This is a genomic window from Klebsiella sp. BIGb0138 (assembly GCF_004342285.1).
In the GTDB taxonomy this organism is placed as follows: Bacteria; Pseudomonadota; Gammaproteobacteria; order Enterobacterales; family Enterobacteriaceae; genus Klebsiella.
In genome coordinates this window covers 1-16,708 of record NZ_SMCV01000014.1, presented here as the reverse complement: position 1 = coordinate 16,708, position 16,708 = coordinate 1, and the positions used below count along the sequence as shown (strand labels likewise).

The 16,708-nt window shown below is 58.6% G+C and carries 13 protein-coding genes; 4 read left to right on the top strand and 9 right to left on the bottom strand.

Annotated elements, in window-relative coordinates; translation table 11 throughout:
- Window positions 1–5 precede the first annotated feature (5 nt).
- Both EDF73_RS23995 and EDF73_RS23990 read right to left on the bottom strand, forming a co-directional pair.
- Window positions 6–1,235, bottom strand: a complete 1,230-nt coding sequence (locus EDF73_RS23995; RefSeq protein ID WP_132731508.1) for an arabinose transporter — start codon at window positions 1,233–1,235, stop codon at window positions 6–8.
- Window positions 1,236–1,298: 63 nt separating this feature from the next.
- Window positions 1,299–1,958 carry a class I SAM-dependent methyltransferase gene (locus tag EDF73_RS23990; RefSeq protein WP_132731507.1) on the bottom strand — a complete coding sequence of 220 codons (660 nt, stop codon included), beginning with the start codon at window positions 1,956–1,958 and terminating at the stop codon, window positions 1,299–1,301.
- Between the two features lie 125 nt (window positions 1,959–2,083).
- Between EDF73_RS23990 and EDF73_RS23985 the strand changes: the two genes are divergently transcribed.
- Window positions 2,084–2,749, top strand: a complete 666-nt coding sequence (locus EDF73_RS23985; protein ID WP_132731506.1) for a TetR family transcriptional regulator — start codon at window positions 2,084–2,086, stop codon at window positions 2,747–2,749.
- Between the two features lie 19 nt (window positions 2,750–2,768).
- On the opposite strand, the gene EDF73_RS23980 is transcribed toward EDF73_RS23985, so the two are convergent.
- Together EDF73_RS23980 and EDF73_RS23975 are read right to left on the bottom strand one after the other, a co-directional pair.
- Window positions 2,769–4,097: an OprD family outer membrane porin gene (locus EDF73_RS23980; RefSeq protein WP_132731505.1), complete on the bottom strand. Its 1,329-nt coding sequence runs from the start codon at window positions 4,095–4,097 to the stop codon at window positions 2,769–2,771.
- An 83-nt stretch (window positions 4,098–4,180) separates the two neighbouring features.
- Window positions 4,181–4,936: a histidine phosphatase family protein gene (locus tag EDF73_RS23975; RefSeq protein WP_132731586.1), complete on the bottom strand. Its 756-nt coding sequence runs from the start codon at window positions 4,934–4,936 to the stop codon at window positions 4,181–4,183.
- A 576-nt stretch (window positions 4,937–5,512) separates the two neighbouring features.
- Here EDF73_RS23975 and surE point away from each other — a divergent pair.
- Entirely contained in the window at window positions 5,513–6,388 is an 876-nt protein-coding gene (gene surE, locus EDF73_RS23970; RefSeq protein WP_132731504.1) for a 5'/3'-nucleotidase SurE, read from the top strand.
- 59 nt (window positions 6,389–6,447) lie between these two features.
- On the opposite strand, the gene EDF73_RS23965 is transcribed toward surE, so the two are convergent.
- Genes EDF73_RS23965 through EDF73_RS23950 form a run of 4 tightly spaced genes read right to left on the bottom strand, consistent with a single transcriptional unit; the run spans window position 6,448 to window position 12,708 of the window.
- The gene (locus EDF73_RS23965) at window positions 6,448–9,603 is read right to left on the bottom strand and encodes a CusA/CzcA family heavy metal efflux RND transporter (RefSeq protein WP_132731503.1); all 3,156 of its coding nucleotides are present in this window, start codon (window positions 9,601–9,603) and stop codon (window positions 6,448–6,450) included.
- 11 nt (window positions 9,604–9,614) lie between these two features.
- The gene (locus EDF73_RS23960; RefSeq protein WP_132731502.1) at window positions 9,615–10,901 is read right to left on the bottom strand and encodes an efflux RND transporter periplasmic adaptor subunit; all 1,287 of its coding nucleotides are present in this window, start codon (window positions 10,899–10,901) and stop codon (window positions 9,615–9,617) included.
- 45 nt (window positions 10,902–10,946) lie between these two features.
- Complete coding sequence (gene cusF / locus EDF73_RS23955) at window positions 10,947–11,294, bottom strand: cation efflux system protein CusF (RefSeq protein WP_132731501.1); 348 nt, start codon at window positions 11,292–11,294, stop codon at window positions 10,947–10,949.
- A 28-nt stretch (window positions 11,295–11,322) separates the two neighbouring features.
- Complete coding sequence (locus EDF73_RS23950) at window positions 11,323–12,708, bottom strand: efflux transporter outer membrane subunit (protein WP_132731585.1); 1,386 nt, start codon at window positions 12,706–12,708, stop codon at window positions 11,323–11,325.
- Between the two features lie 172 nt (window positions 12,709–12,880).
- On the opposite strand from EDF73_RS23950, the gene EDF73_RS23945 reads away from it, so the two are divergent.
- The gene (locus EDF73_RS23945; protein ID WP_132731500.1) at window positions 12,881–13,564 is read left to right on the top strand and encodes a copper/silver response regulator transcription factor; all 684 of its coding nucleotides are present in this window, start codon (window positions 12,881–12,883) and stop codon (window positions 13,562–13,564) included.
- A complete protein-coding gene (locus EDF73_RS23940) occupies window positions 13,554–15,002 on the top strand; it encodes a Cu(+)/Ag(+) sensor histidine kinase (RefSeq protein ID WP_132731499.1) in 1,449 nt (482 codons plus the stop codon). The genes EDF73_RS23945 and EDF73_RS23940 overlap by 11 nt, the downstream gene beginning before the upstream one ends.
- Before the next feature lie 42 nt (window positions 15,003–15,044).
- On the opposite strand, the gene EDF73_RS23935 is transcribed toward EDF73_RS23940, so the two are convergent.
- Window positions 15,045–16,166, bottom strand: coding sequence for a cupin domain-containing protein (locus EDF73_RS23935; protein ID WP_132731498.1), 1,122 nt, complete (start codon window positions 16,164–16,166; stop codon window positions 15,045–15,047).
- Between the last annotated feature and the right edge of the window lie 542 nt (window positions 16,167–16,708).

Here is a 16,708-nt window from a genome sequence, read left to right as displayed (position 1 = left end):
CGCAATCAACCCGGCAGGCTTTCCCGGTTCCCGCGTCCGGCAAGCAGGATCAGGGCCATAATGACCGATAGCGAGACGGCAATGGCCCCGGCAAGATAGACGCTGCCGATCCCCCATTTCCCCGCCAGCGCCCCGGCCAGCGGCGCGGTGATCGCCAAAGAGACGTCAAGGAAGGCGACGTAGGCGCCCATCGCCAGGCTACGGGTCTGCGGCGGGGCGCGGCGCACGGCCTCGACGCCAAAACCGGGGAAGGCCAGCGAGTAGCCAAAGCCGGTCAGCGCGGCGCCCAGCAGGGCGAGAGAGAGCGTATCGGCGCGCCAGATAAATAACTGACCAAGGGCTTCAATCATCACGCATACCAGCGCGACACGGGCGCCGCCCAGCTTATCGGGTAAATGGCCAAAGAATATCCGCGCCATAATAAAAGCGAGGCCAAAGGCGGTGAAAGCCAGAGAAGCGTTGCCCCAGTGACGGGCGGTAAACAGCAGGGCGATAAACGCTTCAATCACCCCGAAGCCCACGCTGCATAGCGCCAGTCCGAGGCCTGGCTGCCAGACGGCATTCAGTACCGTGAAAATAGACGTTTTCGCCGCTGATACCGGTGCGACGCCCCGGACTTTGGCAATGATCAGCAGGGCAATAAACGGTACCAGCAGTACGGCAAGCGACAGGCCGAAGAAGCCGCCCCAGACGTTAAAGGCAACGCCAAGCGGCGCGCCCAGCGCGTAGGCGCCGTACATGGCAATCCCGTTCCAGGACATGACCTTCCCGGCGTGACGTGCGCCGACCAGGCCAATACCCCAGCCCATGGCCCCCGTGACCAGCAGGCTTTCGCCCAATGCCAGCACGATACGCCCGGCCAGCAGGATCCATACCGACGTCACCGGCGCGTGAATAAACAGCAGCGACAGCAGATACAGCACCCCGGATGCGGCCGTGACCAGCAGGCCAATTGCCATGGCGCGCTTCGCGCCGTGTATATCGGCAAAGTTGCCGGCCCAGGAGCGAGAGAGCAGCGCCGCAACAAATTGCGAGCCGATAACCAGCCCGACGACCAGCGTGCTCATGCCCAGAGTGCCGTGCAGGTGCAGCGGTAGTACCGGCAGCTGCATCCCGATAATCAGAAAGCCAATAAAGACGGCTGCCACAAGGGGGAGCAGCGTCAAAAATACGTTGTTCACCTGCGGCACACTGCCATTCAGCGCCGGTGAGGAGGCGCTCAGTTTTTCAGTCATAGAATCGATGAGTTTAAGAAGGTGGAAAATCTGCCGGCAATGAGCCACCACCGGCCGTATGGTTCACCCCAGGCGCAACGATATTTCCACATCGTCGGCGAAGGGCACGGACAGGTAGCCGTTTTGCGGGTTACGCACATAGTTCAGATATTCGGCGCTGTAATCAGCGTTATCGGCGACGATCGTTGCGCTAGGGCGCAGGCGGCTCTCCAGCAGCGCCAGAATGTCGGGATACAGCGCTTTGGCTCCGTCCAGCAGTACCATATCGATCGTCTCCGGCAGATTGTCGGCCAGCGTCTGCAGGGCGTCGCCTTCACGTACCTCAACCAAAGCGTCGAGCCCTGCTTCCTGCAGATGCGCACGCGCTTTCGCGACTTTACCCGGCTCGAACTCGCTGGTAATCAGCAGGCCGCCGCCGTTGTCCTTCAGCGCCGCCGCGAGGTGCAGCGCCGAGATGCCAAACGAGGTGCCGAACTCGACGATATGCTGCGCCCGGGCGCTGCGCGCCAGCATATACAGCAGAGCGCCTGTCTCGCGGGTGACCGGTAGCCAGAGATCTTTCAGCTGGCCGTAAAGCGCCAGATATTCGGTTTTGCTGCTCATCATCCGTTCGCGGTCGGCGCGGGAGAGGCCGGATAAGCTGGTGCTGGCGGCGCTATCCGCCTGCTTGAACAGCCGTTCTAAGAGTGCAGCCAGCGGCGCGGCTGTCAGGGTGGTTGACATAAAAAGCCCTTCTGAATGATTGGATTGCCGTTTCGGGTTAAAATGCGAATGATTCGTCATCTTTTTAAGAATACGACGAATCATTCGCATTAACTATTCGCATTCAGACAGGGGAAGAACGTGCTATGTCAGGTCAATCCAGGTCACTCATTTCCATAAGAAAAAAGCCGCGCCAGGCGCGTTCAACGGAGCTGGTTGCCGCCATCATCCAGGCCGCGCTTCAGGTTTTACAGCAGGAGGGGGCGGCGCGTTTTACCACCGCGCGGGTGGCGGAGAAGGCGGGCGTCAGCGTGGGGTCGGTGTATCAATACTTCCCGAATAAAGCGGCGATCCTCTTTCGTTTACAGAGCGATGAATGGCAGCAGACGACGGCGATGCTGACGGAAATCCTCGAAAATCAAAGTCAGCCGCCGCTCGCCAGGCTACGCGCGCTGGTGCATGCGTTTATTCGTTCCGAATGTGCGGAGGCGGGCCTGCGCCAGGCGCTTAACGATGCCGCGCCGCTGTACCGCGATGCGCCGGAGGCCGAAGAGAGTCGGGCAACCGGCGAGGCTATCTTTCATCGCTTTATCCACGAGGTGCTGCCGCAGGCCGCAGAAGAGAAGCGTCATCTGGCCGCTGATCTGCTGACCACCACCCTGAGCTCCGTCGGCAGCGGCTTCTCGGGCAGCCCGCGTACGGCAGACGAGATACGGGCGTTCTCAGAGGCAATGGCCGATATGCTCTGCGCCTGGCTCACAGAGTGGCGGCGGGCGGGGGAAGCGTCAGCCGCCGCGCCGCCGCAGGGATAAACGGCGGCGGCATGGTTTCTCAGAACAGATTAAATTTATACTCGATGATCACCTCTGAAGAGAGCGAATGGGCGCGGATATAGCGGCCATCGTTCAGCACCGGCGTTTTGCCGTTCATCCGATAGGACCAGCCCGGCCCGAACATCGCCCAGACGGTCAGGTTCTTCAGCTTCGGGTGCGTGGGGACCCAGCGGCTGAAGGCATTGATTTCGCCGCTGCGCACGTGGTTGCCTTTGTAACTGAACTGCGCAATGTTTCCCGTCAGGCCAACCGCCAGCTCCGGCGTCAGGTTGTAGTCTGAAATGTTGGCCAGTACCAGCTCACCGTCGCGCATGTAGTCGTTTCCGGCGTAGGCCATCGAAATAAAGGTCCCGCGCGAGTTTTTGCTCATATGCCGGGGATAGAAGCCCACCTCATGCGCCTTTTCGGCATCGGTATAGCCGAGGCCCCATTTGCTGCTCCAGCGGTCGGCCTGCCACTTCAGGTCAATGGCGTAATGTCGGGCATCGCGGTCGAAGTCGCGCTTATTCGCCGGCATGGCCTTGTATTCATCCAAAGCATGTGTGGCATAAATCTGCGTGCCGATGGTGAGCGGCTTTAGCGGTTTGATGCTGGTGAACAGCACATGGCGGCGCAGGTAATTATCGCTTTCACCATAGCCATACTGCAGATTCAGAATATCGTTTTGCCACAGCACATCGCCGCTGGCGATATGGTTGATGTAGTGACCGGTTGCGCTCTGGAAGCGTTGTTGATCCGGGGAGTTGCGTTCCATCGCCCGCTCAATATAGGCGCCGCGCAGGGTCAGCTCACCGTAGTTGACGCCACCGCTCCAGCCGAGATAGGTGGTGGGTGACAGGCGCGTCGAAGTGGAGATAACGCCAACGTTTTTCAGCATCTGCCAGCCCCAGCGGGCATTGACGTTGACATCATTTAGCTGATATTTCAGCTTCACGTTACGCTGACCAAACTTGGAAAAGCCTTCGGCGTTGCTCTTTTTATTCCCGGTACCGTCATTATACAGTACGCCGCGCGAGTTAAAATAATCGCTGGCGCCCAGCTTCATTGCCCCATAATAGGTCGCATCGAAACCGATTATATCGGCGAAGTAACCAGACTGATAATCAACGGCTACCCCCTGACCCCAGGCATTATGAACTTTTTTCGGTTCCGTCTCGTCTTCTTTCAGGTATTTCCAGTAGTTTTTAAACGACAGCGCCATATGTGACTGGCTGAAAAAGGGATCGGCAAATAGCGTGTCGACCATATCCGGTTGTGGGAGGTTATTATCAGCCCGGACGCAGGCCGGAAGCGCCAGCAGTAGTATGGTAATCATATTGCGTTTCATTATACACCCCAGAGATGAGACGCAGTGAACCCGGTGACGTTAATTCACCGGTTATCTGCGCAATAGTAGAGTTAAGTGCTTAATTATTTTTGATCGAGAATCTGCTTGCCGGCTTCGATATATTTCATAGTGCCGATCTCAGGGACCGAATATTTCCCCTGGTGATAGATAATCTTAACGACGGCGGCGTTGGCCAGCGGTTTATTTTTTGCGGTATCGTCAGTCAGGTCGGAAATCATGATTTGTATTGCGGTGCCGGAGGAAATCGCGAGGATGTTTTTGTCGCCGTGGGCGAGGGCATTTTCGACAATGGTATGCAGTGCGGCCTGGGTGCGGCTTTTCACCTGCTGATAGTTTTCCGCCATCCCTTTCGGGTCGGCGGCGGCCAGCGCGTTCTGGCTTTCAGCCACCGGCAGGGTGCCTGCCTTCATCCTGCTGAACAGGGCGGCGGAGTCTTTTAACCCCAGCTGTTTCGCCCCGGCGGCGGCCATATCCTGATTGAAGCCGCCTTCAAAACCGCCAAAAAACGCTTCGCGCAGGCCCGGCAGCTCGTTGAGGTGATACTCTTTCACCCCGGCCTGTTGCAGGATCACGGCCATGGTTTCCCGCTGCCGCCCGGCATCGCTGGAATAAAAACGGTCGAACTGAATCTCTTTTAGGCCCTCGCCAAGATAACGGGCGACGCGGACGCCGTCTTCAGTCAGCGGAGAGTCAGCCCATCCCTGTACGCGATCGAAGGTATTTAAAAGCGTTTTGCCATGCCGGGCGAAATAGATATTAACCGTGTCGTCATGGCTCATCTCTGCCGCTGAACAGGTCGCCACGCTGGCGACTATCATGATTGCTGCTAACCATTTATTATACATATTGTTCTCGCTGTCTTATTATTTTAAAGCCAAAAAAAAACCTACGTCATTCGTTCCGGGCGGCATCAATAGCACGATACCGCCGGAATCTATGGCGTAGGTTTTGCCTGTGTCGAAAACAGTAACAATCCAGTACGGGAAACTTTTTCACGTTGCCTGAAGAAAAACAAGGGTTATTTGTGTTGGTATTAATAATTGTGATCTTTCTCATGGCGTGAAATATGCTGAAAATAATCTCTCGGGCAGGCCGTTATGGTGACTGAAAGATGTTAAAGGATGTTGTAAATGGGGTGGGTTTATTGGTCGGGAAATATTCTGATGTAGCCTGATTTTTGGCGCTGAAATAATTGATGTTGTTGACCATAGTCACATAATAAGCCTGTGCCCTCTGGATTGTTTTCCCATAGCGGAGTATTTTCCCTGCATCCTGGGATTGTGACTGAACGCAGGCAAAACCTAAGGCCCCCGGCGCAAGTGAATGTGCGCCCAGGGGCCTTAGGTTTTTTTTTGCGCCAAAGAAATATCTCTGATGCTGACCAAGGAGTCTTAATGAAAATCAAAATCCTCGCCGCCGCACTGTTTACCCTGCTGGCCGCCTCCGCGCACTCCGCGCAAAAACCGCTGAAAATTCTGCTGGTGAACGACGATGGCTGCCAGTCCGTTGGCACCACCTCGTTACAGGACAAACTGGCCGCCAAAGGCTATGACGTGTGGTTGGTCGCGCCGGCAACCAACCAGAGCGGGATCGGCTCGGCGATTACCTTCCGGCCGGGGAAAACGTTTGAGGTTAAAAAAGTCGCCGACAAACGCTACTGCTTCCCGGGCACGCCGGCGGATGCCGTCGATTTCGGTCTGTGGGGCATCATGAAAGGCGCCGCGCCGGATCTGGTGATCTCCGGAGTGAATGACGGCCCGAATACCGGCATGGCTCAGGTAAACTCGGGTACCGTCAGCGCCGCGGCCCGCGCGCTGCGCTACGGTTTTCCGGCCATTGCCGCCAGCATCGGCTACCGCTTCACGGAGGATGAGATGAAGAATAAGTGGCCGAGTACGCATAAATACTGGCCCGATGCGGTGGACTACGTGGTGACGGTGGTGGATAAGCTGAACGCCACGCGTCAGCCCGGCGAGGCGTTGCTCCCGAAAGGATCCGGTCTGAGCATCAACTACCCGCCGCTGCCCACTGCGGAAATTAAAGGCGTGCATTACATCGCTAATGAGCCGTTTCCGACGCCGCAAATTGGCTATGAACTACAGGCCGACGGTACGGCGAAGCAGACGATGAACCCGGCATCGCTGGAGCCGACGACGGGAGACAACGACAGCGGCTGGCTGAATAAGGGCTATATCACCTACACCCTGTTCGACGGGATGTGGAATGCGCCGCAGTTTCAGGCGCAATATGAAAAGCGGCTGGACCACTAACCCGGCGGTGAAAGCATCAAAGAGGGCGCCGCGCTGGCGCCCTCCCGCTATCCGGCAGCCTACGATGCCGATTTCCGCGTCTGCCGGTGACGGTACAGCCACATCAGCTTATACGCCGCCGGAATGATAAACAGCGACAGCAGCGGGGCGGTGATCATCCCGCCGATCATTGGGGCGGCAATACGGCTCATCACTTCCGACCCCGCGCCGGTGCCCCATAAAATAGGCAGCAGGCCGGCGATAATCACCGCTACGGTCATCGCTTTTGGCCGCACGCGCAGCACCGCCCCCTGATATAGCGCCTCGTCGAGCTTATCGGCGCTAAAGGTCTGCGGGTTTTCCAGCGACGGCTCGGCTTCAATGGCGTGGCGCAGGTACATCAGCATCACCACGCCAAACTCCGCCGCCACCCCGGCGAGCGCGATAAACCCGGTGCCGGTGGCGACCGACAGATGGAACCCCATCCAGTAGAGGAACCAGATGCCGCCCACCAGGGCGAAGGGCACGCTGGTAATGATCAGCAATGCCTCGCCAACGCGGCGGAATGCCAGATACAGCAGCACGAAGATGATCATCAGCGTCATCGGCACCATCAGCTTCAGCTTCTGGTTGGCGCGCTCCAGCAGCTCAAACTGCCCGGAGTAGGCTACGCTGACCCCCGGCTTGAGCTGCACCTGCTGGGTGATGGCCTTTTGCAGATCGTGTACCACCGAGACCATGTCGCGGCCGCGGGCGTCGATGTAGATCCAGCTTGCCGGCCGCGCATTCTCAGTTTTCAGCATCGACGGGCCGGTGACCACTTTCACTTCGGCCACGTCGCCAAGGGTAATTTGCTGCTGCTGCGGCGTCAGGATCGGCAGCTGGCGCAGGCTCTGCGGGCTGTCGCGATAGCTTTGCGGATAGCGAATGTTGATCGGATAACGCTCGACCCCCTCTACCGTTTCCCCCACCATGGCGCCGCCGATAGCCGTTGATACAAACAGCTGTACATCGCCCACGGTCATGCCGTAGCGCGCGGCTTTCTCGCGGTTGATATCGATATTGAGGTAGCGCCCGCCCACCAGGCGCTCCGCCAGCGCCGAGGTCACGCCCGGTACGGTCCTGGCGACGACTTCGATCCGCTCAGCGGCCTCATCGATATCGGCGAGGCGCGTGCCGGAGACTTTAATGCCGATCGGGCTTTTGATCCCGGTGGAGAGCATGTCGATGCGGTTGCGGATCGGCGGTACCCACAGGTTGGCCAGCCCCGGCAGGCGCACGGTCTTATCCAGCTCGGCGATAATCTTCTCCATGGTCATCCCCGGCCGCCATTGTGATTGCGGCTTGAGCTGAATAGTGGTTTCGACCATCTCCAGCGGCGCGGAATCGGTGGCGGTGTCCGCCTTACCGGTCTTGCCAAACACGCGGGCCACTTCCGGCACGGTCATGATCAGCTTATCGGTCTTCTGCAGCATATCCGCCGCCTGCGCGGCCGAGATTCCCGGCAGCGTCGAGGGCATATACAGCAGATCGCCTTCGTTGATCTGCGGCAGGAACTCGCCGCCGACCCGGTTTAACGGCCAGATGATGGTCAGGATCGACAGGGCGGCGACCAGCAGCGTGGTTTTCGGCCAGTGCAGCACCTTCAGCAATAAAGGATGGTAAATGCGGATCAAAAAACGGTTGAGCGGGTTGCTGGTTTCCGCCGGGATTCGGCCGCGGATCCACAGGCCCATCAGGATCGGGATCACCACGATCGCCAGCAGCGCCGCCCCCGCCATCGACCAGGTTTTAGTAAAGGCGAGCGGGCCAAACAGTTTCCCTTCCTGCCCTTCGAGCGTGAAGATCGGGATAAACGACAGGGTGATAATCAGCAGGCTGATAAACAACGCCGGGCCGACCTCCACCGAGGCATCGGTAATAATCTTCCAGCGCGTCTCGTTGCCCGGCGTCTGCCCGGCGTGATGGTGCTGCCACTCCTCCAGCCGCTTATGGGCGTTTTCGATCATCACGATGGCAGCGTCAACCATGGCTCCCACGGCGATTGCGATGCCGCCCAGCGACATGATGTTGGCGTTCAGCCCCTGGAAATGCATCACGATAAAGGCGATACACAGGCCGAGCGGCAGGGAGATGATGGCCACCAGCGCGGAGCGGATGTGCCACAGGAACAGGGCGCACACCAGGGCCACGACGATAAACTCTTCCAGCAGTTTGTGGCTGAGGTTGTCGATCGCCCGGTCGATCAGCTGGCTGCGATCGTAGGTGGTGACGATCTCGACCCCTGGCGGCAGGCTGCTTTGCAGGGTATCCAGCTTCTCTTTGACGGCGGAGATCACCTCGCGGGCGTTCTTGCCGGAGCGCAGGATCACCACGCCGCCGGCCACTTCGCCTTCGCCGTTGAGTTCGGCGATGCCGCGACGCATTTCCGGGCCGCTCTGCACCCGCGCGACATCGCGCAGGTATACCGGCACGCCGCCGTCGCCGGTTTTGAGGACGATATTGTTAAAGTCGTCGCGGCTTTGCAGATAGCCGCTGGCGCGTACCATATACTCCGCTTCCGCCAGCTCAACCGAAGAGCCGCCGGCTTCCTGATTAGACGTCTCCAGCGCCGATTTGACCTCCGCCAGACTGATGCCGTACTGGGCCAGCTTCAGCGGGTCGACGACGATCTGATACTCTTTGACGACCCCGCCCACCGATGCCACTTCCGAGACGTTAGGCAGGGTTTTCAGCTCATACTTTAAGAACCAGTCCTGCAGCGAGCGCAGCTCGGCGAGATCGTGCTTACCGCTGCGATCGACCAGCGCATATTCATAGATCCAGCCGACGCCCGTCGCATCCGGCCCCATTTCGGCGCTGACCCCCGCCGGTAGCTTGCTCTGCACCTGATTGAGGTACTCCAGTACCCGGGAGCGCGCCCAGTACGGATCGGTGCCATCTTCAAAAATCACGTACACGTAGGAGTCGCCAAACTGTGAGAAGCCGCGCACCGTTTTCGCTCCCGGCACCGACAGCATCGTGGTGGTCAGCGGCCATGTAACCTGGTTCTCAACGATTTGCGGCGCCTGTCCCGGGTAGCTGGTCTTAACGATCACCTGCACATCGGAGAGATCCGGCAGGGCGTCGACCGGGGTGTTCACTATTGTCCATGCCCCCCAGATGCTGAGAAACAGCGCGCCCATCATCACCAGCAAGCGGTTGGCCACCGAGCGACGAATAATCCATTCAATCATCTGTCATCTCCTCAGTGGGCGTGCGCCACGGGTTCCGCCATGGCGGGCGTCGCCGGCGACGGCGTCTGCGCGCGCATGCGATCCAGGGCGCCGGAAATATTGGCTTCGGAATCAATCAGGAACAGGCCGCTGGCGACCACCTTGTCGCCTTCGCTGATGCCGGCGCTGACTGCGGTCATTTCACCGGCTTGCTGAAACACGTCGATGCGTTTCGGCACGAAGCGCCCGTCGCTGTCGACAACGATCACCCGCTGCTCCGTACCGGTATCGATCAACGCTTTGGATGGGATCAGCAGCATCGGCTGGCTTTGCGCGTTGAGCTGGAGCCAGGCGTTCATCCCCGGCTTGAGCGCCTCGTCAGGGTTCTCTACCTGCAGGCGCAGCTGCAGCGTGCGGGTGGCGGCGTCCACGCTGGGCAGAAGGGTCCATTTGCTGATGGTGAAAGTTTTACCGGGCCACGCCGGGACCGAAACCGCAAACTGCGAGGGGTCTTTAAGCAGCCAGGCGATGGATTCCGGTACCGCGGCGCTGATCCATACCGGATCCATGCCCTGAATTTTCGCCACCACGTTATCTTTGGCGATGTTCATACCGCTGCGTAAATCAAAGGCGGTGATTACGCCGTCGATCGGCGCTTTGAGGGTGAAACGGGTCTGAATCCGGCGCGTGGCCTTTAAACGGCGAATATCTTCTTCCGGCATCCCGGCGAGGCGCAGGCGCTCAAGGATCCCCTCGACCTGAGTGGCGGTTCCGCCGGTATCCCGCAGCAGTAAGTATTCGCTCTGCGCTTCGACCCAGTCCGGAATGGTCAGGTCGACAAGCGGCGTGCCTTTGTTGATTTTGTCTCCGACGGTCAGCGGATAGACCCGATCGATAAAGCCTGCCGCGCGCGCCTGCACAATCACAAACTGATATTCGTTAAAGCTGACGTTTGCCGGAAAGCGCCGGGAGAAATGCAGCGGACCGCGGCGTACGGGTTCGGTTTTTACGCCCAGGTTTTGGGTTTGCGTCGGGTCGATCCGCACCCCCGGCGCGGAAGCGGAGGCTGGCGCTTCATCGGCGTATTTCGCCACCAGGTCCATATCCATAAAGGGCGATTTTCCCGGCTTATCAAAACGGGTATTGGGGTACATCGGGTCATACCAGAACAGCACCTTACGTGCTTCTTGTCCGGCGCCCGGGGCGGCGCTCCCGGCGGCGGGAGGCGAAAAATACGCGTACAGGCTCGCGGAGATCAGACCGCCAATCAGCATACTGCTGAGGATCAGCGCACCGTTTTTGAGTGTTAAAGACGCCATAGCTCTATCCATTCTGATGTTATTGGGGGTTATCTCCGTAAGCGGCTATTGCGCGAGATGAATGTCCTGTAATAAAGAGAGGTTGCCCTGCTGAATAAAGGTGAAGGCGACCTTGCTGCCGGCTTTAATATTCTTGAGCGGCGTTTGCGGAGTGAGGGTGAAGCGCATGGTCATCGGCGGCCAGTTCACCGCCGGGATCGCTTCATGGGCGATGGTGACCTTTTTGTTCTCCAGATCAATGGCTTTAACTTCACCGGTCGCGCTGATGGCCGGCGTCTGCTGCGCGGCGGGCGCGCTGTGCATCATTGCGTCATGCTGATGTTCAGCGGCCTGTGCGCCAGACAGCGCGGCAACAAGAAGACCGAAAATGACCGTTTTAGCGACAGTATTCATGATTAATACTCCTGATGGTGCATGTGGGTTATTCCGCCCAGCCGCCGCCCAGGGCGGTGAACAGGTTGATTTCGTTAACCTGACGGGCGTAGTTGAGATCCAGCAGGGTTTGCTGCGTGGCGAACAGCGAACGTTCGGCATCCAGCACTTCGATGTAGCTCACCGCGCCGTTCTGGTAGAGCGTCCTGGCGCGCTGCTGCGTAATCTGCAGGGAGGCGAGATAGCGCTGCTGAGCGTCGATCTGCCCGGCCAGGCTCTGACGCAGGGCCAGCGCGTCGGCGACCTCTTTAAACGCGTTCTGAATTTTTTGCTCGTAGTTCACGATCGACTGCTGCTGGCGGATTTCGGCGAGATCGAGGTTGGCCTGATTACGCCCGGCATTAAATATCGGCAGCTCGATGCTGGGGACGAAGTTCCACATCCCGCTGGCAGGGTTAAACAGGCGGGATAAATCGGTGCTGCCGGCGGATAGCGAGCTGGTTAAGGAGATCGACGGGAAAAACGCCGCGCGGGCGGCGCCAATATTGGCATTCGCCGCCCGTAAGCGATGTTCGGCCTCTAAAATATCCGGGCGCTGCAACAGGATCTGCGAAGAGAGCGCGGGCGGGAGGGTGACGCCGTTGATATCCAGCAGGCTGCTGGCGGCGTCATCCGGCAGATGCCGATAGCTCCCCAGCAGCAGCTGCAGGGCGTTGTTGGCCTGCGCCAGCTCGCCTTCACGTCTGGCAATATCGCCGCGGGTGCTTTCAATCACCCCGCGGGCCTGCTCCAGCGCCAGTACGCTGGTGCTGCCGGTCTGCAGCTGCTGCTCCACAAACGCATAGGAACGCTGGTAGTTGCGCAATGTTTCGCGGGCCACCTGCAGCTGCGCCCAGGCCAGGCGCTGGTTGAAATAGCTCTGCGAGACGTTGGCGACCAATAAGATATGCACCGCCCGGCGGGCTTCCTCGCTGGCGAAATAGTTTTGCCGGTCCGCTTCGCTCAAATTCTTCAGGCGGCCAAAGAAATCAAGATCAAAACTAAGATTAAGCCCGGCCTGATAGTCGCTGGTGGTGGCGCTATCGCCTTGCAGCCCGCCGCTGCGGGTCGCGCTGGCGGCGCTATTAAGCTGCGGATAGCGGTCGGCGTCGGTGACGCCATATTGCGCTCTCGCTTCCTGAACGTTGAGAGCCGCCATGCGCAGATCCCGGTTATTGAGCAGCGCCTCGCTAATCAGCGACTTCACCTGCGGGTCGACGAAAAACGTCCGCCAGCCGCTATCCTGATAGCCGGCGGGCATCGCCACCAGTTTGTTCTGGCTGAGAGAGAACTGCTGCGGCACCGGTGAAGCCGGCTGCTGGTACTCCGGCGCCAACGAGAGGCAGCCGGTCAGAACAAAAATAACGCTGAGCGTGATGAGCTGTAATGGGCGCATAGGGCAGGACATTTTCGGCGAACGATGGATGGCGGGTACTTTACAAAATGGCCTCTGTTCGACGCGTGACAGGAAAATGACAAAGCTGTCATTTTCCTGATAATGCATTGCCATCCGGTCCGGCTCCTCTAGAATTGAAAACCCGCACAAAAGGCGCGTGAAGGAGCAAGTCATGAAGATTTTGATCGTCGAAGATGAGAGGAAAACCGGTGAGTACCTGACCAAAGGGCTGACGGAAGCCGGTTTTGTCGTTGACCTGGCCGATAACGGCCTGAACGGCTATCACCTGGCGATGACCAGCGATTATGACCTGCTGATTCTCGATATCATGCTGCCGGATGTGAACGGCTGGGATATTGTCAGAATGCTGCGTACCGCCGACAAAGGCGTGCCGATTCTGCTGCTGACCGCGCTGGGTACGGTGGAGCATCGGGTGAAGGGGCTGGAGCTGGGGGCGGACGATTATCTGGTGAAGCCGTTTGCTTTTGCCGAACTGCTGGCGCGGGTGAGGACCTTGCTGCGGCGCGGCGCGTCGGTGATTGTCGAAAGCCAGTTTCAGGCGGCGGATTTATTCGTCGATCTGGTGAGCCGCAAAGTTACCCGCGGGGGAGTGCGTATCACCCTGACCAGCAAAGAGTTCACCCTGCTGGAGTTCTTTCTGCGCCACCAGGGGGAGGTGTTGCCCCGGTCGCTGATCGCCTCCCAGGTCTGGGATATGAATTTTGACAGCGACACCAACGCCATTGACGTGGCGGTCAAACGGCTACGGGGCAAAATAGATAATGATTTTGTACCGAAGCTGATCCAGACCGTGCGCGGCGTGGGCTATATGCTCGAGGTGCCGGATGGCGAATAAGCGCTTTTCGCGGCCTTTTTCGCTGGCGACCCGGCTGACCTTCTTTATCAGCCTGGCGACGATCGTCGCGTTCTTTGCTTTCACCTGGATCATGATCAACTCGGTAAAAGCGCACTTTGAAGAGCGTGATGTTCACGATCTAAAGCAGCTCGCCACCACGCTTGAAACCGTGCTCGATCGCGGCGACGAGGCGCAGCCCCAGCGGCTGGCAATATTAAAGAGCGTGATTGAGGGCTACGCCAACGTCTTTATCTGCCTTGCTGATGCCAACGGCACGGTGCTTTTCCAGTCGCCTGACGGCCCGGATCTCAGCCATATCATCAGTACCCCCGGGATGGCGAGCCAGCTGCAGGACGGGAATGTAATTTCGTGGAGCGACCCGCATCCGCGGGCGATGACGCATGATAACCACAGCATGCGGACCCGCGCCTGGCGCCTGATTATGCTGCCGCTTGGCAAGCAGGCGGACGGCCAGCCGACTTACCGCCTGTTGATGGCCTTATCGATCGACTTTCATCTGCACTATATTAATGAGCTGAAGGTGAAGCTGATCTCGGCGGCGTCGATTATCAGCATCCTTATTATCTTTATTGTGCTGCTGGTGGTGTATCAGGGGCACAAGCCAATCCGTCAGATCAGCCGCCAGATTCAGAACATCACCTCCAGAGATCTCGATGTGCGCTTAAATCCTGAGAATGTGCCGGTAGAGCTGGAGCGGCTGGCGCTCTCCTTTAACCATATGCTGGAGCGGATTGAGGATGTGTTTACCCGTCAGGCGAATTTTTCCGCCGATATTGCCCATGAGATCCGCACGCCGATTACCAATCTCGTGACGCAAACCGAAATCGCCCTCAGCCAGACCCGCAGCCAGAAGGAGCTGGAGGATGTGCTGTACTCCAGTCTGGAAGAGTTCTCGCGAATGTCGAGGATGGTGAGCGATATGCTGTTTCTGGCGCAGGCGGACAATAACCAGCTGATCCCCGAGCAGCAAGCGCTGGACCTCGCCGATGAGGTAAGTAAAGTGTTCGACTTCTTTGAAGCCTGGGCGGAGGAGAAAGAGGTAACGCTGCGCTTTAGCGGCAGCGCATGCCGGGTGAGTGGCGACCCGTTAATGCTGCGCCGGGCAATCAGTAACTTGCTATCAAACGCCATTCGCTATACCCCGCGCCAGCAGACGGTCACCCTGCATCTGCGCGAAAGCGAAGGCCTGGTGCGGCTGGTGGTGGAAAACCCCGGTATGCCGATTGCCGCCGAGCATTTACCCCGCCTGTTTGACCGCTTCTATCGCGTCGACCCCTCCCGGCAGCGCAAGGGAGAGGGGAGCGGTATCGGGCTGGCCATCGTGAAGTCGATTGTGACCGCGCATCACGGCAGCGTGGGGGTAGAGTCCGATGCGCGCTCCACGCGCTTTATCATGACGTTGCCAAAACAGGGGTGAGGAGTGGCGCAAGCCGGGGCTGGCCAGGCTTGCGGGGGAGGATTACTCCTCGAAGTACCAGTAACCCTGGTTGATCAGGCGCACCAGCTCAGCGACAAAAGCCGGGTTGTGCAGCGCGTCGCCCAGCTCATCCTTGCCCAGCGTGGTGAACCGGCACAGGGCGTCCAGCGCGTGGGCATCGCGGGTTTCCAGCCGTTCGCTGTTGACAAAGAAGCTGTCGCCGATATGCAGAACCCGCAACCCGCTCAGGCGGCACAGCTTTTCGCCGCCGTTCAGCGCATCCACCACCTCTTCTTCGCCATACGGCGGTTCCGCCGGGGCGATATCCAGCTCATGGCGCGGGGTGGTGGCGAAACGGCCGAACCACTGCTTAAAGTCTTCCGGCTGGTTAATCATGTCGATCATCATCGTGCGCAGGCGTTCGAGTTCATACTCTTCTACCCGGCCCGGATGTTCGCGACAGCTGAGATCCGGATCGCTGTAGTGCTCGCCGCCAAGATCGTTTTCCAGCGCGTAGTCGGCAAAGCTGCTGAGCAGATCGCGGCCGTTCGGGCCCCGGAAGCCGACGGAGTAGTTCAGCGCCGTTTCGTGGGTGACGCCGTCGTGCGGGAATCCCGGTGGAATATAGAGGATGTCGCCAGGCGCGAGGTCTTCGTCGATAATCGGCGGGAACGGATCGACATGCAGGAGCGCCGGATGTGGGCAGAACTGACGCATCGGTAGCTTGTCGCCAACGCGCCAGCGGCGGCTGCCCATCCCCTGAATAATAAAGACGTCATACTGGTCGATATGCGGACCAACGCCGCCGCCGGGGACCGAGAATGAGATCATCAGATCGTCTAAACGCCAGTCCGGCAGGACGCGGAACGGGCGGACCAGCTCGGCGGCCGGCATATGCCAGTGGTTCACCGCCTGCGCCAGCAGCGACCAGCCGGTCTCGCCCAGACCGTCAAAATGTTCAAACGGCCCGTTGCTGGCCTGCCAGCGATCGTCAACGAGGCTCACCAGCCGACTGTCGACCTCCGGTTCCATGGCCAGACCCGCCAGCTCGTCCGGAGTAATTGGGTCAACGAAGTCCGGGAAAGCATTCTTTAACACTACCGGCCGCTTTTGCCAGTACTTCTCTAAAAACTCGGGCCAGTTAATATTGAGTTGATAAGCCATAGATTCACACCAGTCATGTAGAAACGGGCCTGATTATAGAAAGGTGTCGGTTATGGGCGCCTTGTCATGCGTCAATACTGCTGCTTAAACCGCCATCTGAGGCGGCTGCAGGGCGAGTTGCATAAAGAAAGATAAGCAAAGGGGAGGGCGGCCATCGCCACAACGCTTTTTTTACCGTCGTGGCCCTTTCGCCTGAATGACGCTGTAAGCCGCATGAATGCTGAGTTGTTGCCTTTACAGGCCGTGAAGGGAAGAACGCTAAAGTTCAAATAATGAGCGCTTGATAAGTTTTTTGTATTTTAAGGCTTGCCATACAAACAAAACTCCCTATAATGCGCTCCCACTGACACGGCGAATGTGAACGAGTTCACAGATTAAGTCGGGTCGGCAGGGAAAAAACTCTGAAATTCAGGGTTGACTCTGAAAGAGGAAAGCGTAATATACGCCACCTCGCGACAGAGCGCTCAGCGCCGTCGCACTGCTCTTTAACAATTTATCAGACAATCTGTGTGGGCACTCAAAGTGACATGGATTCTTAACGT

Coding starts and splice junctions, on each gene's coding strand:
- EDF73_RS23995 (WP_132731508.1), bottom strand. CDS start 1,235: ATGACTGAAAAACTGAGCGCCTCCTCACCGGCGCTGAATGGCAGTGTG.
- EDF73_RS23990 (WP_132731507.1), bottom strand. CDS start 1,958: ATGTCAACCACCCTGACAGCCGCGCCGCTGGCTGCACTCTTAGAACGG.
- EDF73_RS23985 (WP_132731506.1), top strand. CDS start 2,084: ATGTCAGGTCAATCCAGGTCACTCATTTCCATAAGAAAAAAGCCGCGC.
- EDF73_RS23980 (WP_132731505.1), bottom strand. CDS start 4,097: ATGAAACGCAATATGATTACCATACTACTGCTGGCGCTTCCGGCCTGC.
- EDF73_RS23975 (WP_132731586.1), bottom strand. CDS start 4,936: ATGATAGTCGCCAGCGTGGCGACCTGTTCAGCGGCAGAGATGAGCCAT.
- surE (WP_132731504.1), top strand. CDS start 5,513: ATGAAAATCAAAATCCTCGCCGCCGCACTGTTTACCCTGCTGGCCGCC.
- EDF73_RS23965 (WP_132731503.1), bottom strand. CDS start 9,603: ATGATTGAATGGATTATTCGTCGCTCGGTGGCCAACCGCTTGCTGGTG.
- EDF73_RS23960 (WP_132731502.1), bottom strand. CDS start 10,901: ATGGCGTCTTTAACACTCAAAAACGGTGCGCTGATCCTCAGCAGTATG.
- cusF (WP_132731501.1), bottom strand. CDS start 11,294: ATGAATACTGTCGCTAAAACGGTCATTTTCGGTCTTCTTGTTGCCGCG.
- EDF73_RS23950 (WP_132731585.1), bottom strand. CDS start 12,708: ATGCGCCCATTACAGCTCATCACGCTCAGCGTTATTTTTGTTCTGACC.
- EDF73_RS23945 (WP_132731500.1), top strand. CDS start 12,881: ATGAAGATTTTGATCGTCGAAGATGAGAGGAAAACCGGTGAGTACCTG.
- EDF73_RS23940 (WP_132731499.1), top strand. CDS start 13,554: ATGGCGAATAAGCGCTTTTCGCGGCCTTTTTCGCTGGCGACCCGGCTG.
- EDF73_RS23935 (WP_132731498.1), bottom strand. CDS start 16,166: ATGGCTTATCAACTCAATATTAACTGGCCCGAGTTTTTAGAGAAGTAC.